The sequence below is a fragment of the Paracoccus sp. 228 genome, from assembly GCF_000967825.1.
Lineage (GTDB): Bacteria > Pseudomonadota > Alphaproteobacteria > Rhodobacterales > Rhodobacteraceae > Paracoccus > Paracoccus marcusii.
The window spans coordinates 33089-55770 of sequence record NZ_JYGY01000005.1; the positions used below are offsets into that span (position 1 = coordinate 33089).

A 22682-nucleotide genomic window follows, 5' to 3' on the forward strand; every position below is an offset into this window, starting at 1 on the left:
CGGGCATCCTGACGACCTGTCGGATAGGTGCCCCGAGGCCGTGATGAAGGACATGCCGTGACCAGACCCCTTCTGCTGATCCTTGTCGCGGCGCTTGTGCTGGCCGGGTCGTGGCTGCTGGGCGGTCAGGACGTAACGCTGCAGTCGCTGCGCGGGCATCTGGCCGCCGTGGCCGAGTATCAGCAGCAGCGGCCGGTGCTGGTCGCGGCGCTGTTCGCCGCCGCCTATGTCGCGATCACCGCGCTGTCCCTGCCGATCGCGGTCTGGCTGACGCTGGCCGGGGGCGCGCTGTTCGGATTCTGGGCGGGGCTGGCGATCGTCTCGTTCGCGTCGGCCATTGGGGCGACGCTGGCCTTTCTGGCGGCGCGGTACCTGCTGCGGGACTGGGTGCGGGCGCGGCTGGGCGCGCGGGCCAAGGGGATCGAGACAGGGCTGGCGCGGGACGGGGCGTTCTATCTGTTTTCGCTGCGGCTGATCCCGGTGATGCCGTTCTTTGCCACGAACCTGCTGATGGGCCTGACGCCGATCCGGACCCGGACGTTCTATTGGGTCAGCCAGCTTGGCATGCTGGCGGGCACCGCGGTCTATGTGAACGCGGGCACGCAGCTGGCCGCACTGCACAGCCTGTCCGAGATCGTGTCGCCGCCCCTGTTGGCGTCCTTTGCGGCGCTGGCCGTGTTTCCGTGGATCGCCCGCGCCATCGTGGGCATCCTTCGCCGCCGTCGCGTCTATGCCGGATGGACCCGACCCCGGCGGTTCGACCGCAATCTGGTGGTGATCGGCGCGGGCTCGGCCGGGTTGGTCTCGGCCTACATCGCCGCGGCGACCAAGGCCAAGGTGACCCTGATCGAGGCCGGCGCGATGGGCGGCGACTGCCTCAACCATGGCTGCGTTCCGTCCAAGGCGCTGATCCGCAGCGCGACCGTGGCGCATCAGATGCGCCATGCCGCGCGCTTCGGGCTGGCCGACACACCGCCCGCGGTCCCGTTTCGCGCGGTCATGGACCGCATCCGCCGGGTCATCGCCGACATCGCGCCCCATGACAGCGTCGACCGCTATGCCGGGCTGGGGGTCGATGTGCTGCAGGGCCACGCCCGCCTGATCGACCCCTGGACGGTCGCGGTCACCGACCCGCAAGGCGCCGAGCGGCGGCTGACCACGCGGGCGATCATCATCGCGACCGGTGCGCGGCCCGTCATGCCGCCGCTGCCGGGGCTGGACCTGGTCGACCCGCTGACCTCGGAGACGCTGTGGTCGCGGCTGGCGGATCATGACCACGCGCCGCGGCGGCTGGTCGTGCTGGGCGGCGGGCCGATCGGCTGCGAGCTGGCGCAGGCCTTTGCGCGGCTGGGGTCCGACGTCACCCAGATCGAGATGGCCCCCCGCCTGTTGATGCGCGAGGACCCCGAGGTGTCGGCCTTGGTCGCGGACGCCCTGCGCGCCGACGGGGTGACGGTGCTGGCCGGACACCGCGCGATCCGCTGCGGCATCGACGGGGGCAGGTGGATCGAGGTCGAACGGGACGGCGCGGCCCGCCGCATCGGCTTTGACCAGATCATCGTGGCCGTGGGCCGCAGCGCCCGGCTGGAGGGGTTCGGACTGGACCGCCTGGGGATCGAGACCGACCGCACCATCGTCACGAATGCCTTCCTGCAGACCCGCTTTCCCCACATCCTGGCGGCGGGCGACGTGGCCGGACCGTTCCAGTTCACCCATGCCGCATCCCACCAGGCATGGTTCGCCAGCGTCAACGCGCTGTTCGGCACCCTCAGGCGGTTCAAGGTCGATGACCGCGTGATCCCCTGGGCCACCTTCACCGACCCGCAGATCGCCCGCGTCGGCCTGTCCGAGACCGAGGCCCGCGACCGGGGCATCGCGGTCGAGGTCACGCGCTATGACCTGGCCGACCTGGACCGCGCCATCACCGACGGGGCAGCGCGCGGCTTCGTCAAGGTGCTGACCCCGCCGGGGCGCGACCGCATCCTGGGCGTGACCATCGCGGGCGATCACGCCGGTGACCTGATCGCGGAGTTCGTCCTGGCCATGAAGCACGGCCTGGGCCTGAACAAGGTTTTGGCCACGATCCACATCTATCCGACCTGGGCCGAGGCCAACAAGGCGGTTGCCGGCACCTGGCGGCGCGCCCATGTGAACCCGCGCCTGCTGGCGCTGGTCGAACGCTATCATCGATGGAGGCGCGGATGATCGACGCCCGACTGCAACCGCTGCAGCGCGCGGCCCTGCGGCACCCGGCGCAGATGCTGGCCGCCCGCGGCGTCAAGGCGGACACCATCAGCATCGCGGGCTTTGCCGTGGGTCTGCTGGCGGTGGCCGCGCTTGCCCTGGGGTGGTGGACCGCGGCGCTGGTGCTGATCGCGGCGAACCGGATCATGGACGGGCTGGACGGCGCGGTCGCACGCATCCAGGGCCCGACCGACCGCGGCGCCTTTCTGGATATTGCGCTGGACTTCGTCTTCTATGCGCTGGTGCCGGTGGGGTTCGCGCTGCACGACCCTGCGGCCAACGCGCTGCCCGCGGCGGTGCTGATCGCGGCCTTCGTGGGGACCGGATCGTCCTTTCTGGCCTTTGCCGCCATCGCCGCCCGGCGCGGCGACCGGGCGGCGGCCTTTCCGACCAAGGGCATCTACTATCTGGGCGGCCTGACCGAGGGGTTCGAGACGATCGTCCTGTTCCTGGCGATGTGCCTGGTCCCCGCATCCTTTCCGCTGCTGGCCTGGATCTTTGCCGCGGCCTGCGGCGTCACCACGATCCTGCGGTGGCACCAGGGCTGGACCGCGTTCCGGTAAAGCCTGGGGCTGACCGGTCCGGCGCAGGTCCGAGGCTGTCACCGACAGCCGGCAGGCGGGGCGCAAGGCAAGCCTCAGCTGCGACGTTGATCAGCAGATCGACAGCTCTGCCGCCAAGGTGAAACATAGGGTCAGTTTCGAACCGCGTCACCAAACCCCTCCTTGGAAGGCCTGCCGCGGCCACGGCTGTGCCGATCAGACAGGGGCAGGTGCTTCCGATCCCGGGCTGCGGTGAAGACCGACCCCGTGGCGCGTGACGGTGACGATCATGGCTCCGGGCTTTCCCTCTCCAGGGGATGTCACGCCGAACCAAGGCCATGTCATTAATCTGCCGGCCAAGATTAGCAGATCAGCATGCCACAGGGCAAATCATCGTCGCGGCTGCCTCCCTTCCGCCAGACGCGTGCCATGCAACCGCCAGACAGCACGGCGCGTGCTTTGAGATCCACTGCTTGCCGCATCCGCCCATCTATCGCCCGCAGACTGGCATTCGCGACAGAAGGATCCGATCAGGGTCCGGCGGCCGGTTTATTACCGCCTTCACGGGATCACGGCGCAGGTCTCTGATCAGGGTGCCAGACGTGCGATCGCGCGGTCGAGGCGCACGGCGCGGGCGGGATCGCCGCCGCGTTCGGCCCGCGCGCGGACGCCTGCCAGATAGTCGGGCAGGTGCCTGCAGGCGCGGTAGTGCTGCATCATCCGCGGCAGGGTCGCCCGGCCGGTCGCGATGTCGCGCATCACGTCGCTGAGCACGCGGCCGTTGCGCAGCATCAGCGCCGTCTTGTGATCGGCATGGCGCAGCGGCACCCGCGTTACGTTCGGACCGTCAAAGCGCTGCACGTGGCGGCGGTCATGGTCAATCGCAGGGTCATAGAACAGCCAGACCTGGGACGCCCTGCGCGATTCGGCGGCGGCATCGGCGAACGGTCCGGTCCAGTCAGCCCGCTTGCCGGTCGGATAGCGCTGGTCCCATCCCGCCAGACGCGGCGACAGCGTCGACTGGGGCGAAAACGCGGCCACCCGGCATCCCGGCGCCAGCGAGGCGAAGGCCGCTGCCCCATAGCCCCCCATCGACGTCCCAAACAGCGTCACCTGGTCGAACTGTCCGAAAAAGCCGCTGTCGCGCAGCGACATCAGATAGCGGTGCAGCGCTGCGTCGCGGAACCATCCGGGCACATAGGACAGGATGCCCATATGCGACCAGCCCTCCTTGCGGATGAACTTGTAACCCCAAGGTTCGCGGGTCACCGGGTGTTCGCGCACCGACGCCAGGTTGTCGAAGGACACCAGCAGATGTTCGCGCGACCGTGCCACATAGGTGCAGGCATAATTTGGCATCGAATGATAGAATCCGTGCGCCTGTCCCGACAGCCGCAAGTCGCTGAGCCACGCGGGCGCCACGATCTGGGGCGCGCCGTCGGGGGTGGCGGTGCCGGGCTGTTGGGGCACGGCGTCGTGGCCCTGGGTGTCGTCATCGGTGTCGTCCCAGTCCTCCTCCGGCGGGGCATCCTCCTCGGTGGGGCGGGACAGGCGTTCAGCCCAGGCCGAATCCATCTCGGACAGGGCGGGGGGCGTCGCGGCCACGCCGAAGGGCACGGACCAGTCGAAGGCCAGGCCCTGGATCGGGCGCCCCTCGACGAAGGCAGTGATGATCCTGGCCGCCTGGGGGTCCTGATGCGCCAGCAGGCGGTCCAGCCGCCCTGCGAATTCGGTCACCACCGCCGCATGGCGCGCCGCGACCTTTGGATGGCTGGCCAGGAACTCGGCGCGCCGCGTGCGGTGGGCCTGAACGAACGCCTGGTCAGGACCGGTATCGGCCATCGTGAAGTTCAGGCGCTGATACTGCTGGATGGTCATCCGCAGGTGGTCGGGCGTGACGAAGGGCAGCGTTTTGCCCGCCCCGGTGCGGCGCAGCAGGAACGTCTCGCGGTCCTGGGCCATGAAGGCGATGACATGCGCCAGGCCCAGCCCCGGCTGGTCGGGCATCGTCATCCAGCCCTTCTGCAGATAGCGGTCGGCCACGTCCTCGGCCGCGCCGTTCAACCAGGTCACGGGCTCCTTGCCGCGGGCGAACTTGGGTTTCAGCGTGGGGCGCGCGGGCTTCAGCCCGCGGGCCAGCTGCGGCCGAAAGATCGTGCGTAGGGGTGTGGCCACCGTCATCCGCCCTGCCGCCCCGCCGGTGCCGCGGCGAAAGCGCTCGACCAGAGGCAGATCGGCATAGCGGTTCTGCCCCGACCCGCCCGCGACCTGGACGGTCAGCGACAGGAGGTCGGGGAACCGTCCCAGCCCCTGGGCCAGGTCGGCAAGGGTGCCGGCCCCGGTGTCGATCATGACGAAATCGTCCGGTTCCAGCCACAGCAGGTGATCGTGGCGATCGCGCAGCGCCGTCTCCAGCGCCAGGTCCAGCGCGCGGATCTGGCGGGCCTTGTCATGGGCGATGCCGGGACGGGTCGTGGGCACGAAGTCGATCAGGCCTGCCGCGGCCAGGGCCTGGGCCAGCGCCGTGGCCTGCGCGTTGGCGCCGTCGCCGTGGACGGTGATGCTGCGAAAGCCCGCGTGACGGTGATGCAGCACCCAGTCCAGCAGGACCGGCGCGCTGTCGTTCATCAGCATGTGCAGCGCGATGTCCGGGCCGGCCGGGACGGGTTGAGGCTGCGGGGCGGTCTTGCGGGGCATGCGGGCGCTTTCGGTTGCGGCGTGGGTCAGGACGGGTGCGGCACGGGGGCGGCGGCGCGCGTCTCCAGCGCCTTGGCCATGCCGGGCCGGCCGTTGCGGGCCGCGATGTCGGACAGCCGCCGCAGCCAGGCGGTCCGGCCCCGCGCCTGCAGGCGCTGGCCAAGCGTGTCCAGGTACCACGGCTGAAGGCGCGACTGGCGATAAAGGGCGTGGAACGCCGCCGCATCCATCGTGCGCGTCGCAAGGCCGCGGACCACCGTGGACAGCATGTCGGTCTGGCGCAGTCGCAGCGCGGTCTTGTGGCCTGCCCGCGGAGTCCGCAGCCGCACGATGTTGTCCCCGGTGAACCGGTCCGCATGGGCGGCGTCCGCGGGTTCCGTCGGGTCATAGACCAGAAAGACCGTCCGCGCGGAGGCGGTCTGGGCCGCGGCATCGGCGAAATCGCCGCTCCAGTCCGCGGCGCGGCCGCTGGGAAAGCGCGCCTCCCACGGGACCAGGGCCGGGGACAGCGTCGACTGCGGGGAAAAGGCGATCACCTGCGCCCCCGGCGCGACCGAGGAGAAGGCGCAGGCCGCATAGGCCCCCATCGAGGTTCCCGCAAAGGTCACCGTCTGATAGCGCGCGAACAGCCCGTTGTCGCGCAGCTGGCGCAGATAGGCGAACAGCGTCGGATTGCGGAACCAGTTGGCGCGGAACGCGAAGATGCCCAGCTGGGACCAGCCTGACTTGCGCGCGAATTCGTATCCCCAGGCCTCGCGGTCGATCTGGTCCTGGCCCACCTGGGACAGGTTGTCGAAGCTGACGAACAGATGCGCCCGTTCGCGTTCGACGTGCAGCGCCGCGAACTCCTCCTCCGAGTGGTAGAAGCCCCGGCGGTAGGGCGAGCGCCGCAGGTCGACCAGCCATTGCGGCGGCACCTCGGGGGCGGGTGGATCGGCGGGGGCGGCGGGTTCGGGCGTCTCGGGGATGGTGGCCCAGGGCGTCATCGACAGCAGCGGCATGGTCGGCACCGGCGGACCGTCCGGCAGCGGTGCCAGCAGGATGGCCGATGCGATCACCGGGCGCGCGGGCAGCTTGGCCGGGGGCGGCGGGGGCGGGGCGGCCGCGATCGACGCCTGCCGCGCACGGCGGGCGGCCAGTTCGGCCTGGCGGCGTTCGGTCTCGGCCTGCAGGACCGCGGGGTCGAACAGGCGGGCGTGCTGGTCCGGCGCCTCGGCCAGCAGCTGTGCGGAGAGGACGTCGATCTGGCGGCGGAACCGGCCCACCGCCTCGGCATGCAGCGCGCCCAGGGCGGGCATCAGCCCGACCAGCTCGGCCCGCGCCTGCGCCACGCGGTCGGCCCATGCGGTGATGCCGGTCTCCTCGACCACATTCAGATTGTGCTGGTCATAGTAGTCGAAGTTGATCCGGTCGGCATCCGCGCTGTTGGCGGTGCCGCGCCAGCGCTTCATCAGGAAGACCTCGCTGGCGCGGATCATGTAGTGGTTGACGTGGCACAGATCATACCCCGCCATCTTCGGGGAGGTGGTCCACCGCTGCCGCAGAAGGTCGCGGGTCACGTCCTCTCCCGAGCCGTTCACGATCAGCAGCGGATGCGCGGGCAGGCCGTAGAAGTTCTTGAAGACCGGTCGGTGGACGCCCAAGTGCTGCACCGGCAGTGGTCGAAAGATGGTCTTGATGGCGAACTGGCTGTGCGTGAACGGAATGTCCGTGGGCGAGGCCATGGTGAACTGGCGGATCTGCAGCTCGTCCCTAAACGGGATCACGCCGCCGTTGCCGAAGATGCGCCACTGCGCGGCGACTGCGTCGGTGCGGTCGGGCAGGGCCGCGAACAGTGCGTCCAGTGTGCCGTCGCCGGTGTTGACGTGAAAGAACTCGTCTCCGTCCAGCACCGCGATCCAGTCGCTGCCCGTCACTTCGGGCAGGGCCATGGCGCGGGCATAGGCGCGGCGCTGCGGGTCGTCGGGCAGGCCGGCGATCAGGTCGCTGTTGTCGAAGTGGATGACAATCCCCGCCTGGTCCAGCAGCTGCAGCATCTGGTGCGTGCCGTCGGTGCAGTCGTTGGAATAGATGACAAAGCGGTTGAACCCGATCAGCCGGTGATAGCACAGCCATTCCAGCAGGAACGGCCCCTCGTTCTTGACGGTCGTGACGATGGTCCGCGTCGCGTTCGATTTCCAGCGGAACGAAAGATCGGGGGACAGGCTGTTCATGGCCGCACGGGTTTCCTGTGTCGTGACCCCGTCCATATCAGAGCGGCGCGGGTTCCTCAAAGGGATATGCCACCCTGTGGTTGTCGGCGCGCGCCCGGCCTGCCCCATGGCGTGCCCGCCTGCCGCGCGGCATGGCATCGGCCCAAATCCTGTGCGCTTTGTGCAACACCGGCGCCCGCTGCGTCGTTATCCCCTTCACAGGATGCAAGGGGCGGCTTCAAGTCGGATCTGTGACGGCCCGCGCGGGCAGCCCGGAAAGGGATGGTAGAGGCACATGGCATCGATTCTGGGGTTCCTGCAGCTGGCAGGCGCGGTGGCGCTGTTGCTGTTCGGTCTGGGACTGGTGCGCGACGGCATGGTCGAGGCCTTCGGCCTGCGGATGAAGCTGATCCTGGGCGCGGGCACGCGCACGGGGCTGCGGGCCTTCGCATCGGGGCTTGTCGCCACCTTGGGTCTGCAATCGTCGACGGCCACCGCCCTGCTGACCGCGTCCTTCGTCCAGCGAGAGATGATCGCCACCCGCCGCGCGCAGATCGTGCTGCTGGGCGCGAATGTCGGCACGGCGATGACGGCGGTGATCGTGTCGACCGACATCACCGCGGTCGCGCCGGTCCTTGTTCTGCTGGGTTACGGCCTGCGCCGCCGGGGCACGACGGTGACGTCGGGGGTGGGCACGGCGCTGATCGGCGTAGGGCTGATGCTGGTGTCGCTGACGTTGCTGGACCAGGCGACCGCGCCGCTGCGCGCCTCGCCGCAGATGGCCGCCTTCCTGCCGATGCTGGATCAGGCCTGGCCCGTGGCCCTGGCCTTTGCGGCGGGAATCGCGCTTTTGTGTTCGTCATCGCTGGCGGCGGTCCTGTTGATCGGGTCGCTGGTTCTGCCGCCCGACCTGACGGTGGTCATGGTGCTGGGCGCGAACCTGGGCGGCGCGATGGCGCCGGTGCTGGCGGGGGCCACGCTGGACATCGCCGCGCGGCGGGTGCTGCTGGGCAACCTGACGGTGCGCGCCATCGGCTGCCTGATCGCGCTGCCGCTGGCGGGGCTGGCGGCGGGCGCGCTGAATGCCATGCCCCTGGCCGTGGGGCCCTTGGCGGTCAGCGCCCACCTGGCGTTCAACCTGGCGCTGGCGGCGCTGATCTGGCCCTTCAACGGGCTGGTCTGCCGTCTGGTGGCGGTGCTGATGCCGCAGGACGCGCATGCGGCCTCGACCGCGCCGCGCTGGCTGGACGCGCAGGTTCTGGACGCGCCGCCCCTGGCCCTGACCGGCGCCCGGCGCGAGGTTCTGGACATCGGCGACAGCGTCGAGCGGATGCTGGCCCAGACCCGCGCGGCGTTCCGCAAGCACGATCCCGCCCCCCTGGCCGAGGTCCGCGCGATCGAGGATCAGGTCGACCGGCGACAGCAGCAGGTCAAGAACTATCTGTCGCGCCTGACCGGCGACGCGACCGAGGCCGAGCGTCGGCAGGCCATCGACATCCTGGATTACGTCATCAACCTGGAACATATCGGCGACATCATCGACCGGGGCCTGTCCCCCGAGGTGGCCAAGAAGATCGGCCTGGGCCTGCGCTTTTCGGGCGAGGGGTTCCGCGAACTGGACGCGCTGTTCCTGCTGACGCAGGAGAACCTGCGCATGGCACAGACGGTGTTCATGACGCGCGACCGCGACATGGCCCGCCGCCTGATGGAGCAGAAGGTCACCATCCGCAACCTGGAACGCCAGTCCGCGCAGCGCCACCTGATCCGCCTGCGCGAAGGCCAGACCGAAAGCCGCGAGACCTCGTCCCTGCATCTGGACCTGCTGCGCGACCTCAAGCGCATCAACGCCCATGCGGTCTCGGTCGCCCATCCGATCCTGCAGGACGAAGGGCTGCTGATCGAAAGCCGGTTGCGCGGCAGCTAGGCCCGGGGCGCGCGCCAGCCCGCGCCGTCGCGGATGCCGGTCAGGTGCAGGTCCGCGTCCAGAAGGATCAGGTCCGCGGCGCGGCCCGGCGCGATGCGCCCGGCCTTGGCGCCGATCAGGTCGGCCGGGACCGACGTCGCCATCGCCAGCGCTTGCGCCGGGTCCGCGCCCGCTGCCACCGCGACGCGCACCGCGCGGTCCAGCCGCAGGTCCGCGCCGGCCAACGTGCCGTCCGCCAGCGTCAGCCGTTCGTCGCGCCGCAGGATGCGGCGGCCCTGCAACGGAAATTCGGTCAGCGTGGTGCCCGCGACAGCCATGCAGTCGCTGACCAAGAACAACCCCCCAGGCCGTGCGCGCAGCGCGATGCGCAGCGCCGCCGGGTCGACATGGGTGCCGTCCGCGATGATCCCGGCCTGCGCATCGCCCGACAGGACCGCGCCGACCAGACCGGGCTGGCGGTGGCCAAGCGGGCTCATGGCGTTGAACAGATGCGTGGCGCAGCGCGCCCCCGCCGCAAAGGCCGCCTGCGCCTGATCCAGCGTGCAGTCGCTGTGGCCAAGGCTGACGATGATCCCCGCCGCGGTCAGGGCGGCGATCTGGGCGGGGGTGGCGGCCTCGGGGGCCAGGGTCACCATCAGCGCGGGCAGGTCCGCGCGGGCGGCGATCAGGGCGGCCATGTCGGCATCGGTCATCGGGCGGATCAGGGCTGCGTCATGCGCCCCGGCGCGGCGCGGGTCCAGATGCGGCCCCTCCAGGTGCAGGCCCTGAAAGCCCGGCGTGTCGACGCGGGCGGCGGCGATCCCGGCGTCCAGCACGCGCGCCGTGACCTCGGGTCCGTCGGTGATCAGCGTCGGCAGGATGCCCGCGCAGCCCAGATCGCGATGTGCCGCGCAGATGCGCGCCAATGCTGAGGCGTCGGTTCCTGCGCCGACCATCAACCCGGCGCCGCCGTTCACCTGAAGGTCGACGAAACCGGGGGCCAGGATGCCGGGCATCGGAACCACGCCTGCCGGGCGCGGCACGATGGCCTCGATCACCCCGTCGCGCAGGATCACCGCCATGTCGTCCAGCAGCTGCGCGCCGTCGAACAGGGTGGTGGCGGCCAGGGTCTGCAGGGTCATGGCGCCCAGGCCCGTGCCATGTCCAGCGCACCGTCCACGCCTGTGCCGCGGGCGGGAACGACGGGCCAGTCCGCCGCCAGCGCCGCGGCATAGAAGGGGCCCAGCCCGCCGGTGCAGACCACCGGCAGGCGGTCGCCATCCTGCAGCACGCGCACCGCGTCGCCGATCTGGGCCACTGCCTGGTCCAGAATCGCGCGGGCCGCGGGATCGTCCGAGGCGACCAGGCGCGGGGCCAGTTCCGCAAAGCGCGCGGGCGCGGCGCTGGTGCCGAAGGCGATGATCCCCTCGAACCCGCCGAATTCGTCGCGCAGCGCGGACAGCAGGGGCGTGTCCGGGACCAGCCCGTCGCCCGCCCGCATCGTCCGCGCCAGCAGGGTGCGGCCCAGGACGGCACCGCTGCCCTCGTCCCCCATCAGAAAGCCGCGCCCCCCGATCTGGCGCAGCTGGCCGCCGCGCTGGACCGCCAGCACCGACCCGGTGCCGACCGCGACCAGGATGCCGTCATCCGCGCCAAGCGCGCCGCGCGCGGCGGTGACGGCATCGTTCACCACCAGGCTGCGGGCGAAGGGCAGGCGCGCCTGCATCGCGCGGGCCGCGTCCTGCATGCCGCCCCCCGCCAGGCCCAGCACCGCGGTCAGGTCCGCAGGCGAGGCCCCGGCCTGAGCCATCGCCGCCGTCGCCGCGGCCAGCACGCTGGTCACCGCGCCGAATGGATCGGAATTGATGTTTGCCGGCCCGCCCTGACCGCGGCCCAGCACGCGGCCCGCCGCATCGGCAATGGCTGCCCGGCAGCCCGTGCCGCCCCCGTCGATCCCCAGATACAAGCTCATCACGTCCCCATGTTTCGCCAGAGGGAACGCGACCAGCGCGGAAATGAAAAGCCCCAAGGTCGGATCGTCCCGCCGGACAAGCAAAACCCCCGAAAACACGAGGTTTTCGGGGGTTTTGTTTTTGGTGCCCAGGAGAGGACTCGAACCTCCACACCTTGCGGCACACGGACCTGAACCGTGCGCGTCTACCAATTCCGCCACCTGGGCAGGTGGTATGAGCGGCTGATTAAAGCGAGTGCGGGGGGGCGTCAATGGGGGTCGTGAAAGTTTTTCGACAGTTTTTTGCCAAGACCTGCCAAGGCGGTGCGCGAAGCTGCCCGCGACCCTGCGCAGCCTTGCCCGGAACGCGCGTCGGGGGTAAGGATCACGCGACATTCGGCCTATCAGAGGGAGGCGAGACGCCCATGGCGAAACTGGTCACGATCTTTGGCGGATCGGGCTTTGTCGGCCGGCAGGTGGCCCGGCTGATGGCCAAGGAGGGCTGGCGCGTCCGCATAGCCGTCCGCCGCCCCGACGAGGCGCTGTTCACCCGCACCTATGGCGCGGTCGGGCAGGTCGTCCCCGTCATGTGCAACATCCGCGACGAAAACTCTGTCCGGGCTGCCCTGACCGGGGCGGATGCCGCGATCAACTGCGTCAACATCCTGAACGCGCAGGGCAAGAGCACTTTCAAGACCGTGTTCGAGACCGGCGCCGACAACATCGCCCGCCTGTCGGCGGAGATGGGCGTCGCGCGGCTGGTCCATATCTCGGGCCTGGGGATCGATCCCGAATCGGACAGCACGTACATCGCGTCGAAATCGCGGGGCGAGGCCGCGGTGCTGGCCGCGCGTCCCGATGCGGTCGTGCTGCGCCCGTCGGTGATCTTCGGTGCCGACGACAATTTCTACAACCGCTTTGCGGGCATGTCGCGGATGGGGCCGGTGATGCCCATCGTGGGCGGCAACACCCGGATGCAGCCGGTTTTCGTGGGCGACGTCGCCCGCGCGGCGGTGATGGGCGCCACTGGCACCGCCGCCCCCGGCATCTATGAGCTGGGCGGCCCCGAGATCCTGACCACCCGCCAGATCGTGGGGCAGGTGCTGTCCGCCGTCCACCGCCGCCGCGCGGTGGTGAACCTGCCGTTCCCGATCGCGCGACTGGCATCGGCCGCGATGGGCGTGGCGCAGGCGGTCACCGGCGGCCTGTTCACCAGCCCGCTGAGCCGCGACCAGCTGGCCCTGCTGCGCAAGGACAACGTCGTCACGCCCGGCGCCCGCGGTTTCGCGGATCTGGGCATCGTGCCCACGGCGGCCGGGTCCGTTCTGGACGACTATCTGGTGCGCTTCCGCCCGTCGGGCCAGTACGATTCGATCAAGCGGTCCGCCAAGAACCTGCGCGAGCACTGATGGACCACAACACGATCGTCGCCGCCGCCCTCGGGGTTCTCGAGGGCCTGACCGAGTTCATTCCGGTGTCGTCGACGGGCCACCTGCTGCTGGCCGGTCATTTCCTGGGCTTCGATTCGCCCGCCCGGTCCTTCGAGGTGCTGATCCAGCTGGGCGCCCTGCTGGCGATCCTGGGCCTTTACGCCGCCCGGCTGGTGCAGGTGGTGCGCGACGCGCCCCACGATCCGGTCGCCCGGCGGTTCATCGGCGCGGTCCTGCTGGCCTTCGCCCCGGCGGCGGTGATCGGCGCGATGGCGCACGGCTTCATCAAGACGGTGCTGTTCGAGACGCCGATGCTGGTCGCGGTCATGCTGATCCTGGGCGGCTTCGTCCTGCTGTGGGTCGACCGCCGCGCCGCCACCCCCCGCTATACCCGGGCCGAGGACATTCCTTTGTCGATGGCCTTCCGCATCGGCCTGTTCCAGTGCCTTGCCATGATCCCCGGCGTGTCGCGGTCGGGGGCCACCATCGTCGGTGCGCTGCTGATGGGCGCGGACAAGCGGTCGGCCGCCGAATTCTCGTTCTTCTTGGCGATGCCCACGATGCTGGGCGCCTTCAGCCTGGACCTGTGGCAGAATCGCGCGGTGCTGGATGCGGGCGCGATCAACGACATCGCCGTGGGCTTCATCACCGCCTTTCTGGCCGCCGTCGTGGTGGTGCGCTGGCTGCTTGGTTACGTGTCCCAGCACGGATACGGGCTGTTCGCATGGTGGCGCATCATTGTCGGAAGCCTTGCATTGCTGGCGCTTGTACTGGGTATGTAAGCAATGCTGACCTAATATGGCAGGTATGCGGACAAAAACTTGGCCCGCGCACCGAAAAAGTGGCGATTAGGTCAGCACTGCTGACTTTTCATCGCAAAAGCCTTGGTTTATTGCGGTTGCCGAAGTCCTTTCAGGGAAGGTAGCGCAGCCATGGCCACGCAGAAGATGCTGACATTCGTCTCGACCCCGCGCGAGATGCCCGAAAAACGCGCCGCTGCCGACCGCAGCGAGGATTTCCACGAGATCTATCGCGAATTCGCCGCAGCCAAGGCCGCCGAACAGTCCAGCCGCTGCAGCCAGTGCGGCGTGCCCTATTGCCAGTCGCACTGCCCGCTGCACAACAACATCCCCGACTGGCTGCGTCTGACCGCCGAGGGTCGCCTGGAGGAGGCCTATCGCGTCAGCCAGGCCACCAACACCTTCCCCGAGATCTGCGGCCGCATCTGTCCCCAGGACCGCCTGTGCGAGGGCAACTGCGTGATCGAGCAGTCGGGCCACGGCACCGTCACCATCGGCGCGGTTGAGAAGTACATCACCGACACCGCCTGGGACAACGGCTGGGTCCAGCCCTTCAAGCCCGCGCAGGAGCGTGCCGAATCGGTCGGCATCATCGGGGCCGGGCCGGGCGGCCTGGCCGCCGCGGACATGCTGCGCAAGCAGGGGTTCCAGGTCACGATCTATGACCGCTATGACCGCGCGGGCGGGCTGATGACCTATGGCATCCCCGGCTTCAAGCTCGAGAAGGACGTGGTGATGCGCCGCAACCAGCTGCTGGCGGACAGCGGCGTCGAGTTCGTGCTGAATTGCAACGTGGGCGAGGACATCAGCTTTGACGCGATCCGCGGCAAGCACGATGCGGTGCTGATCGCCACGGGCGTCTACAAGACCCGCGACCTGGACCTGGACAACGCCGATCACGGCGGGATCGTCCGCGCGATCGACTATCTGACCGCCTCGAACAAGGTCGAGTTCGGCGACGACGTTCCTGATTTCGACGACGGAGAGCTGAACGCCAAGGGCAAGCGCGTCGTCGTCATCGGCGGCGGCGACACGGCCATGGATTGCGTGCGGACAGCCATCCGTCAGGGCGCCCAATCGGTCAAGTGCCTGTACCGGCGCGACCGCGCCAACATGCCTGGGAGCCAGCGCGAGGTGCAGAACGCCGAGGAGGAGGGCGTCGAGTTCGTCTGGCTGTCGGCCCCCGGCGCCTTTGCGGGCCACGTGACCGGCATCGCCGCCGAGGCGCAGGAGCGTGACGTTGACGGCCTGCCGCAGATCGCCTCGGTGCGCATCCAGAAGATGCGCCTGGGTCAGCCCGACGTCACCGGCCGCCAGTCGCCCGAGCTGATCGAGGGCGCCGATTACGACGAACCCGCCGACCTGGTCATCAAGGCCCTGGGATTCGAACCCGAGGACCTGCCCAAGCTGTGGGGCGTGGACGGGCTGGAGGTCACGCGGTGGGGCACCATCAAGGCGAACTTCCAGACGCACCAGACCTCGATCCCCGGCGTATTCGCGGTGGGCGACATCGTGCGCGGCGCCAGCCTGGTCGTCTGGGCGATCCGGGACGGGCGCGAGGCCGCGGACGCGATCGTGACCTTCCTGACGGGCGATGCCCGCATCGCCGCCGAATAGGGGCAGGGCGATGGCGCACCACCATGACACGGGGCGTGCAGCGTGCGGACGGCGGCATGGAGCAGCGGCGGCGCGGGCCGTCCCCGCTATCGGGATCATGTCGGGCCTGTTGACGCTTCTGGTGCTGGCGGACGGGATGCTGGCGGCGGGGCAGGCGGGGGCGGCCAGCTTCACGCCGCCCGCGGGCTGCACCCTGAACGTCACGGTGCAGAACCGCAGCTGCACCGTCAGCCAGTACTATACCTGCAGTGCCGATCCCCAAGGCTATCAGCACAGCGCCCATTTCGGGCGCGAGGGGCTGTACCACCTGTCCACCATCGACGCCGAGACCCGCTGGATCGAGAGCCAGAGCATGTCGTCAGGCCTGGTCGACCGGCTGGTCGAGGAGGCCGAGGACCATGCCAGCTTCAGCGAGCTGCTGGCCACGGGGCGCGATGATTTCGACTTCTGGACCCAGACCGATGACGGCCAGCGCCTGCACCACCAGGGCGCCGACACCCTGACCGGAGAGACCGTCACGATCGATGGCCAGGCACTGGAACGGACCCGCTTCCGGCTGACCACCCGCGACGCCGGCGGCGAGGTTCTGATCACCCGCGAGGGCAGCCAGTACATCAGCCGCGAGTTCAACCGCTTCTATGGCGGGACCGAGACCGGCAGCGACTGGACCGGCGCCAAGACCGAGACCGACGACAGCCCCGTGCTGTTCACCTTTCCCGGCGAGGCCGGGTTCGGTTCCACAACCCCACAATTCGACTGCGATCAGTTGCTGACGCAGATCCCGCAGGAAAGGGCCGCATCATGACCATGGACTGGCAAGCACAGGAAGAAGCCCGCCGCGCATGGATGGACCAGAACAGCCTGTACCGCGAGGAGGACGAGCATTCGTCCTGCGGCGTGGGCTTCGTGGTCGATCTGGACGGCAAGGCCAGCCGCCGGGTCGTGCAGAACGGCATCGACGCGCTGAAGGCCATCTGGCATCGCGGCGCGGTGGATGCGGATGGCAAGACCGGCGACGGCGCGGGCATCCACGTCCAGATCCCGGTGCCGTTCTTCTATGACCAGGTGCGCCGCACGGGCCACGAACCCGATCAGAACAAGCTGATCGCGGTCGGCCAGGTGTTCCTGCCGCGCACGAACTTTGCCGCCCAGGAGGCCTGCCGGACCATCGTGGAATCCGAGGTCCTGCGGATGGGGCACTATATCTATGGCTGGCGCCATGTGCCGGTGAACACCGCCGTGCTGGGCGAGAAGGCGAACGCCACCCGCCCCGAGATCGAGCAGATCCTGATCCGCTGCGAGAAGGACATCGACCAGGTCCGCTTCGAGCGCGAGCTGTACATCATCCGCCGCCGCATCGAGAAGGCCGCCATCGCGGCGCAGGTGCGCGAGCTTTATTTCTGTTCGCTGTCCTGCCGGTCGATCATCTACAAGGGCATGATGCTGGCCGAGCAGGTCGCCGAATTCTATCCCGACCTGAAGGACGAGCGATTTGAATCGGCCTTCGCCATCTATCACCAGCGTTACAGCACCAACACCTTCCCGCAATGGTGGCTGGCCCAGCCTTTCCGCATGCTGGCCCATAACGGCGAGATCAACACGCTGAAGGGCAACCTGAACTGGCTGCGCAGCCACGAGATCCGCATGGCATCGTCGGCCTTCGGCGACGCGGCCGAGGACATCAAGCCGATCGTGCCCGCCGGGTCGTCGGATTCGGCGGCGCTGGATGCGGTGTTCGAGGTTCTGGTGCGGTCCGGGCGGTCCGCGCCGATGACCAAGACGATGCTGGTCCCGGAAAGCTGGTCCAAGGCCACGACCGACATGCCCAAGGCCTGGGCGGACATGTACGCCTATTGCAACGCGGTGATGGAGCCGTGGGACGGCCCCGCGGCGCTGGCCATGACCGACGGGCGTTGGGTCTGCGGCGGCCTGGACCGCAACGGGCTGCGGCCGATGCGCTATGTCGTGACGGGCGACAACCTGCTGATCGCGGGCTCCGAGGTCGGCATGGTGCCGGTGGACGAGACCGGCGTGCGCGAGAAGGGCGCATTGGGACCGGGGCAGATGATCGCGGTCGATATGTGGGACGGCAAGCTGTACCACGACACCGAGATCAAGGACCGCCTGGCCGGCAGCCAGCCCTTTGGCGAGTGGATCGAGAAGGTCACCGAGCTGAACGACATCATGCGCGACCTGCCCGAGGTCGTGCGGTACCAGGGCGACGCCCTGCGCCGCCGGCAGAGCGCGGCCGGGTTCACCCATGAGGATCTGGAGCATGTCCTGGCCCCGATGGCCGAGGACGCCAAGGAATCCATCGCGTCGATGGGCGACGACACGCCCCCCGCGGTCCTGTCGAACCAGTACCGCCCGATGAGCCATTTCTTCCGCCAGAACTTCAGCCAGGTGACGAACCCGCCGATCGACAGCCTGCGCGAGACGCGGGTGATGTCGCTGAAGACGCGCTTCGGCAACCTCAAGAACGTGCTGGACGAAAGCAGTGCCCAGACCGAGATCGTGGTGCTGGAGAGCCCGTTCATCGCCAATGGCGAATACGATGAGATGGTCAAGATGTTCGGCGACACCGTCACCGTCATCGACTGCACCTTCGCCGAAGGCGCAGGGCCGGACGCCTTGGGCGAAGGCCTGGCGCGCATCCGCGCCGAGGCCGAGGATGCCGTGCGGTCGGGCGCGGGCCATCTGGTTCTGTCTGACGACGCGCAGGGCCCTGGCCGGGTCGCGATGCCGATGATCCTGGCGACCAGCGCGGTGCACTCCTGGCTGACCCGCAAGGGCCTGCGGACCTTCTGTTCGGTCAACGTGCGGTCGGCGGAATGCATCGACCCGCATTACTTTGCAGTGCTGATCGGCTGCGGCGCGACGACGGTGAACCCCTATCTGGCGCAGGATTCGATCGACGACCGGATCGCGCGCGGGCTGCTGACCGGAACCCTGGTCGAGAACATGCGCCGTTATCGCACGGCCATCGACGCGGGCCTGCTGAAGATCATGGCCAAGATGGGCATCTCGGTCCTGTCGTCCTATCGCGGCGGTCTGAACTTCGAGGCGGTGGGCCTGTCGCGCGCCATGGTCGCCGAATATTTCCCCGGCATGCAGTCGCGGATCTCGGGCATCGGCCTGCACGGGCTGCAGGCCAAGCTGGAGGCGCTGCACCGGGTCGCCTTCCGCACCGACAACGTGGACATGCTGCCGGTCGGCGGCTTCTACAAGCTGCGGCGGACGGGCGAGAAGCACGCCTGGGAAGCCAACACCATGAAGCTGCTGCAGGTGGCCTGCGAAAAGGCGTCCTATGACATCTGGAAGCAGTTCAGCGCCACGATGCGGACCAACCCGCCGATCCACATCCGCGATCTCTTGGACATCAAGCCCTTCGGCAAGCCGGTGCCGATCGAGGAGGTCGAATCGATCACCTCGATCCGCAAGCGCTTCGTGACTCCGGGCATGTCGCTTGGGGCGCTGTCGCCCGAGGCGCACATGACGCTGAACATCGCGATGAACCGGATCGGCGCAAAGTCCGATTCGGGCGAGGGCGGAGAGGACCCGGCGCACAGCCACCCGCTGCCCAACGGCGACAACCCCTGCGCCAAGATCAAGCAGGTCGCCTCGGGCCGCTTCGGTGTCACTGCCGAATACCTGAACGCCTGCGAGGAGCTGGAGATCAAGGTCGCCCAGGGTGCCAAGCCCGGCGAGGGCGGCCAGCTGCCCGGCATGAAGGTCACCAAGCTGATCGCGCGTCTGCGTCACTCGACGCCGGGCGTGACGCTGATCAGCCCCCCGCCGCACCACGACATCTATTCCATCGAGGATCTGGCGCAGCTGATCTATGACCTCAAGCAGATCAACCCGCGCGCCAAGATCACCGTCAAGCTGGTGGCATCATCGGGCGTGGGCACAATCGCGGCGGGCGTGGCCAAGGCCAAGGCCGACGTGATCCTGATCAGCGGCCATAACGGCGGCACGGGCGCCTCGCCCGCCACGTCGATCAAGTTCGCGGGTCTGCCCTGGGAGATGGGCCTGACCGAGGCGCATCAGGTCCTGGCCATGAACCGCCTGCGCGAGCGCGTGACGCTGCGCACCGATGGCGGTCTGCGCACGGGCCGCGACATCGTCATGGCGGCGATGATGGGCGCCGAGGAATACGGCATCGGCACCGCCGCGCTGATCGCGATGGGTTGCATCATGGTCCGCCAGTGCCAGTCGAACACCTGCCCGGTGGGCGTCTGCACCCAGGACGAGAAGCTGCGCGCCATGTTCACCGGGTCGGCGGACAAGGTGGTGAACCTGATCACCTTCTATGCCCAGGAGGTCCGCGAGATCCTGGCCTCCATCGGCGCGCGGTCGATCGACGAGATCATCGGTCGTGCGGACCTGCTGACCCAGGTCAGCCGGGGTGCGGCGAACCTGGACGATCTGGACCTGAACCCGCTGCTGATCACCGTCGATGGGGCGGACAAGATCGTCTATGATCGCACCAAGCCGCGCAATGCCGTGCTGGACACGCTGGATGCGGAAATCGTCAAGGACGCCGCCCGTTTCTTCGAGGACGGCGAGAAGATGCAGCTGTCCTATGCGGTCCGCAACACCCACCGCACCATCGGGACGCGCACGTCGTCGCTGATCGTGCAGAAGTTCGGGATGCGCAACAACCTGCAGCCCGACCACCTGACGATCCGCCTGACCGGCAGCGCCGGGCAGTCGCTTGGTGCCTTCGCGGCCCCGGGGCTGAAGATCGAGGTCTCGGGCGATGCCAACGACTATGTCGGCAAGGGTCTGTCGGGCGGCACCATCGTGGTGCGGCCGCCGATGGCCAGCCCGCTGGTCGCGGCCGACAACACGATCATCGGCAACACGGTCCTCTATGGCGCGACGAACGGGCATCTGTTCGCGGCGGGCCGTGCGGGCGAACGCTTTGCGGTCCGCAACAGCGGTGCAAGCGTGGTGATCGAGGGCTGCGGGTCGAACGGCTGCGAATACATGACCGGCGGCGTGGCCGTCATCCTGGGTCGGATCGGCGCGAACTTCGGTGCGGGCATGACCGGGGGGATGGCCTATCTGTACGACCCCGAGGGGCTAGCGCGCGACTACATCAACCCGGAAACGCTGGTGATGTGCGCCGTGACCCAGGACCACTGGGAGGATCAGCTGAAGGGCCTGATCGAACGGCACCTCAAGGAGACCGGATCGCGTCGCGCCGACGAGATCCTGTCGAACTGGGACCGCGAGAAGGGCAACTTCCTGCAGGTCTGCCCCAAGGAGATGCTGCAGCACCTGTCCCACCCCATCGAGGCGGTGGACCAGACCCGCGCGGTTCCCGCGGAATGACATCCGGCGCGGCCCCCTTGCGGGGCCGCGCTGCGTTTTAGGGCCGGGCGGTGCAGGTGACGGGGTCCGCGTCCGACATGGCGTCGATGAACGTCACCTGGTCGCCCTTGGTCCACCATTCCAGCGCCCCGGAGACATAGCGCGCACCCGATGCCGCGATCACGTTGACGAAGATCCGCGGGCCGTCCTCCAGCGTGACCAGCGCCAAGGCATCGTCCCCCGACGTCACATAGGTCGCCGCCACCTGACGCCCGTCGTCGCAATCATGCGTGACGCTGGTCATGGTGGCATCGGGCGCCAGCGGCAGGGACAGCATCGGCTGTGCCAGCGCGGGGGCGGCAAGGGCCAGCAGCAGGGGCAGGATCGGCGCGGCATGTCGGGTCATGGCATCCTCGGGGCGGTTGTTCGCGGGCAGGGTGGCGCGGGGCCGCGCGGCTGGCAAGGTGCGCTTGACGCAAAGCGCCGCACCATGAGACATGCGGGCATGATCCTGCGCCGCGCCCACCCCCCCAAGACCGAACCGGCCCGATCCGCCCGCAGGCGCGGCAGGCCGATGTTCTGGCTGCGCTTTCTGGCGCTGCGGGCGGTGCTGGTGATGCTGGGGTCGGTGGCGATCTATGGCGTCGTGAACCCGCCGCATACCTGGACGATGGTCGGCGCCGCGCGCCAGCACCCGCTGACCCCGCGCGAATGGACGCGGCTGGCGGACATCGCCCCCGTGATGCGCCGTGCGGTGGTCGCGGCCGAGGACGCGAATTTCTGCAGCCACTGGGGTTTCGACATGGTCGAGATCCGCAAGGTGGTCGCGTCGGGGTCGTCGCGGGGGGCGTCCACGATCACACAGCAGACCGCCAAGAACGCGTTCCTGTGGCAGACGCGCAGCTGGCCGCGCAAGGCCGCCGAAACGATCCTGACGCCGCAGATCGAGGCCTTGTGGTCCAAGGCCCGCATCCTTGAGGTCTATCTTAACCTGGCCGAATTCGGGCCGGGCATCTTCGGCATCCATGCCGCGGCGCGCGACCATTTCGGCACCACCCCCGACCGGCTGACCCCCGTGCAGGCCGCGCGCCTGGCCGCCGTCCTGCCCAACCCGCGCCAGCGCAGCCCGTCGGGGCCGTCGGCGCGGTCGCGGGCCATCCTGGACGGGGCAGAGACGATCGCGCGGGACGGGCGGGCCGCCTGCTTCTGAGGGCTGCGGTTGAAAGCGGCGGGGTCGGGGCGTATCAACGGGGCGTTGCGACAATAAGAAGAAGGTCTCGAGCAGCCATGAACACCAACACGCAGACCACGCGACTGTACCACACCGCCCTGTCCCCGTTCTGCCGCAAGGTGCGGCTGGTCCTGGCCGAGAAGAAGATCGAGGTCGAACTGGTCGAGGAGCGGTACTGGGAGGGATCGCCCGATCTGAAGCGCCGCAATCCGGCGGGCAAGCTGCCGGTGCTGCGCTATCGCGGCAACCTGCTGGCGGAAAGCCAGGCGATCATCGAATACCTGGACGAGGCGGTGCCCGCCCCGTCGCTGATGCCGCAGACCCCGCTGGAGCGCCACGAGGTGCGCCGCCTGTGCGCCTGGTTCGACGACAAGTTCCACACCGAGGTCACCCAGCCCATCCTGAACGAGCGCGTCTGGAAGAAGATCACCCGGTCGGGGTATCCCGACAGCCGCGTGGTCAAGGATGGGCTGCGCGCGGTCAAGGACCACATTGACTATCTGTCGTCCCTGCTGGAGACGCGGCGCTGGCTGGCGGGCAACACGCTGAGCCTGGCGGATTTCACTGCGGCCGCGCATTTCTCGTGCCTGGATTACATCTCGGACGTGGATTGGGACCGGTCCGAGGGTCTGCGCGACTGGTATGCGACCATCAAGTCCCGCCCCGCGTTCCGGTCGGTCTTGGCCGACCAGGTGCCGGGCATCCATCCTGCGCCGCATTATGCCGAGCTTGACTTCGGCTGAGGGCGGGGGGGCC

General features: G+C 68.9%; 15 protein-coding genes and 1 tRNA gene. 10 read left to right on the top strand and 6 right to left on the bottom strand.

Annotation, left to right across the window (positions count from 1 at the left end; genetic code table 11):
- The first annotated feature begins 57 nt into the window (after window positions 1-57).
- Window positions 58-2205 (top strand): FAD-dependent oxidoreductase, encoded by a 2148-nt coding sequence (locus SY26_RS15020; protein ID WP_046001203.1) that lies wholly within the window; start codon window positions 58-60, stop codon window positions 2203-2205.
- Window positions 2202-2807 (top strand): CDP-alcohol phosphatidyltransferase family protein, encoded by a 606-nt coding sequence (locus SY26_RS15025; protein ID WP_046001427.1) that lies wholly within the window; start codon window positions 2202-2204, stop codon window positions 2805-2807. The genes SY26_RS15020 and SY26_RS15025 overlap by 4 nt, the downstream gene beginning before the upstream one ends.
- A 567-nt stretch (window positions 2808-3374) precedes the next feature.
- Here SY26_RS15025 and SY26_RS20040 read toward each other — a convergent pair.
- Window positions 3375-5483 carry a glycosyltransferase family 2 protein gene (locus SY26_RS20040; protein ID WP_052715315.1) on the bottom strand — a complete coding sequence of 703 codons (2109 nt, stop codon included), beginning with the start codon at window positions 5481-5483 and terminating at the stop codon, window positions 3375-3377.
- Between the two features lie 26 nt (window positions 5484-5509).
- Entirely contained in the window at window positions 5510-7696 is a 2187-nt protein-coding gene (locus tag SY26_RS22120) for a glycosyltransferase family 2 protein (protein ID WP_052715316.1), read from the bottom strand.
- Window positions 7697-7970: 274 nt separating this feature from the next.
- Between SY26_RS22120 and SY26_RS15040 the strand changes: the two genes are divergently transcribed.
- Window positions 7971-9599 (top strand): Na/Pi cotransporter family protein, encoded by a 1629-nt coding sequence (locus tag SY26_RS15040; RefSeq protein WP_046001204.1) that lies wholly within the window; start codon window positions 7971-7973, stop codon window positions 9597-9599.
- On the opposite strand, the gene nagA is transcribed toward SY26_RS15040, so the two are convergent.
- The 3 genes from nagA to SY26_RS15055 all read right to left on the bottom strand — a co-directional run bounded on the left by nagA (window position 9596) and on the right by SY26_RS15055 (window position 11757).
- Window positions 9596-10720 (bottom strand): N-acetylglucosamine-6-phosphate deacetylase, encoded by a 1125-nt coding sequence (gene nagA, locus SY26_RS15045; protein WP_046001205.1) that lies wholly within the window; start codon window positions 10718-10720, stop codon window positions 9596-9598. The two genes, SY26_RS15040 and nagA, sit on opposite strands and share 4 nt — an antisense overlap.
- On the bottom strand, window positions 10717-11550 hold the full coding sequence (locus SY26_RS15050) for a BadF/BadG/BcrA/BcrD ATPase family protein (protein WP_046001206.1): 834 nt from the start codon (window positions 11548-11550) through the stop codon (window positions 10717-10719). Before SY26_RS15050 ends, nagA begins: the two co-directional genes overlap by 4 nt.
- 122 nt (window positions 11551-11672) lie before the next feature.
- A tRNA-Leu gene (locus SY26_RS15055) sits at window positions 11673-11757 on the bottom strand.
- 197 nt (window positions 11758-11954) lie between these two features.
- Here SY26_RS15055 and SY26_RS15060 point away from each other — a divergent pair.
- The 5 genes from SY26_RS15060 (at window position 11955) to gltB (ending at window position 20716) form a co-directional block, all read left to right on the top strand.
- Window positions 11955-12938 carry a complex I NDUFA9 subunit family protein gene (locus SY26_RS15060; protein WP_046001207.1) on the top strand — a complete coding sequence of 328 codons (984 nt, stop codon included), beginning with the start codon at window positions 11955-11957 and terminating at the stop codon, window positions 12936-12938.
- Window positions 12938-13741, top strand: coding sequence for an undecaprenyl-diphosphate phosphatase (locus SY26_RS15065; protein WP_046001208.1), 804 nt, complete (start codon window positions 12938-12940; stop codon window positions 13739-13741). Before SY26_RS15060 ends, SY26_RS15065 begins: the two co-directional genes overlap by 1 nt.
- 150 nt (window positions 13742-13891) lie before the next feature.
- Window positions 13892-15376 carry an NAD(P)-dependent oxidoreductase gene (locus tag SY26_RS15070; RefSeq protein ID WP_046001209.1) on the top strand — a complete coding sequence of 495 codons (1485 nt, stop codon included), beginning with the start codon at window positions 13892-13894 and terminating at the stop codon, window positions 15374-15376.
- A gap of 97 nt (window positions 15377-15473) precedes the next feature.
- A complete protein-coding gene (locus SY26_RS15075) occupies window positions 15474-16181 on the top strand; it encodes a hypothetical protein (RefSeq protein WP_046001210.1) in 708 nt (235 codons plus the stop codon).
- A gap of 2 nt (window positions 16182-16183) precedes the next feature.
- Window positions 16184-20716 carry a glutamate synthase large subunit gene (gene gltB, locus SY26_RS15080; protein WP_162198035.1) on the top strand — a complete coding sequence of 1511 codons (4533 nt, stop codon included), beginning with the start codon at window positions 16184-16186 and terminating at the stop codon, window positions 20714-20716.
- Between the two features lie 37 nt (window positions 20717-20753).
- On the opposite strand, the gene SY26_RS15085 is transcribed toward gltB, so the two are convergent.
- On the bottom strand, window positions 20754-21194 hold the full coding sequence (locus tag SY26_RS15085) for an MliC family protein (RefSeq protein WP_084693875.1): 441 nt from the start codon (window positions 21192-21194) through the stop codon (window positions 20754-20756).
- On the opposite strand from SY26_RS15085, the gene mtgA reads away from it, so the two are divergent.
- Window positions 21186-21905, top strand: coding sequence for a monofunctional biosynthetic peptidoglycan transglycosylase (gene mtgA, locus SY26_RS15090; protein ID WP_064503569.1), 720 nt, complete (start codon window positions 21186-21188; stop codon window positions 21903-21905). The two genes, SY26_RS15085 and mtgA, sit on opposite strands and share 9 nt — an antisense overlap.
- A 77-nt stretch (window positions 21906-21982) precedes the next feature.
- The gene (locus tag SY26_RS15095; protein WP_045982541.1) at window positions 21983-22669 is read left to right on the top strand and encodes a glutathione S-transferase family protein; all 687 of its coding nucleotides are present in this window, start codon (window positions 21983-21985) and stop codon (window positions 22667-22669) included.
- Window positions 22670-22682: the final 13 nt, after the last annotated feature.

Coding starts and splice junctions, on each gene's coding strand:
- SY26_RS15040 (WP_046001204.1), top strand. CDS start 7,971: ATGGCATCGATTCTGGGGTTCCTGCAGCTGGCAGGCGCGGTGGCGCTG.
- SY26_RS15075 (WP_046001210.1), top strand. CDS start 15,474: ATGTCGGGCCTGTTGACGCTTCTGGTGCTGGCGGACGGGATGCTGGCG.
- gltB (WP_162198035.1), top strand. CDS start 16,184: ATGGACTGGCAAGCACAGGAAGAAGCCCGCCGCGCATGGATGGACCAG.
- SY26_RS20040 (WP_052715315.1), bottom strand. CDS start 5,483: ATGCCCCGCAAGACCGCCCCGCAGCCTCAACCCGTCCCGGCCGGCCCG.
- SY26_RS15085 (WP_084693875.1), bottom strand. CDS start 21,194: ATGTCTCATGGTGCGGCGCTTTGCGTCAAGCGCACCTTGCCAGCCGCG.
- SY26_RS15065 (WP_046001208.1), top strand. CDS start 12,938: ATGGACCACAACACGATCGTCGCCGCCGCCCTCGGGGTTCTCGAGGGC.
- SY26_RS15070 (WP_046001209.1), top strand. CDS start 13,892: ATGGCCACGCAGAAGATGCTGACATTCGTCTCGACCCCGCGCGAGATG.
- SY26_RS15060 (WP_046001207.1), top strand. CDS start 11,955: ATGGCGAAACTGGTCACGATCTTTGGCGGATCGGGCTTTGTCGGCCGG.
- SY26_RS22120 (WP_052715316.1), bottom strand. CDS start 7,696: ATGAACAGCCTGTCCCCCGATCTTTCGTTCCGCTGGAAATCGAACGCG.
- SY26_RS15050 (WP_046001206.1), bottom strand. CDS start 11,550: ATGAGCTTGTATCTGGGGATCGACGGGGGCGGCACGGGCTGCCGGGCA.
- nagA (WP_046001205.1), bottom strand. CDS start 10,720: ATGACCCTGCAGACCCTGGCCGCCACCACCCTGTTCGACGGCGCGCAG.
- SY26_RS15095 (WP_045982541.1), top strand. CDS start 21,983: ATGAACACCAACACGCAGACCACGCGACTGTACCACACCGCCCTGTCC.
- SY26_RS15025 (WP_046001427.1), top strand. CDS start 2,202: ATGATCGACGCCCGACTGCAACCGCTGCAGCGCGCGGCCCTGCGGCAC.
- mtgA (WP_064503569.1), top strand. CDS start 21,186: ATGAGACATGCGGGCATGATCCTGCGCCGCGCCCACCCCCCCAAGACC.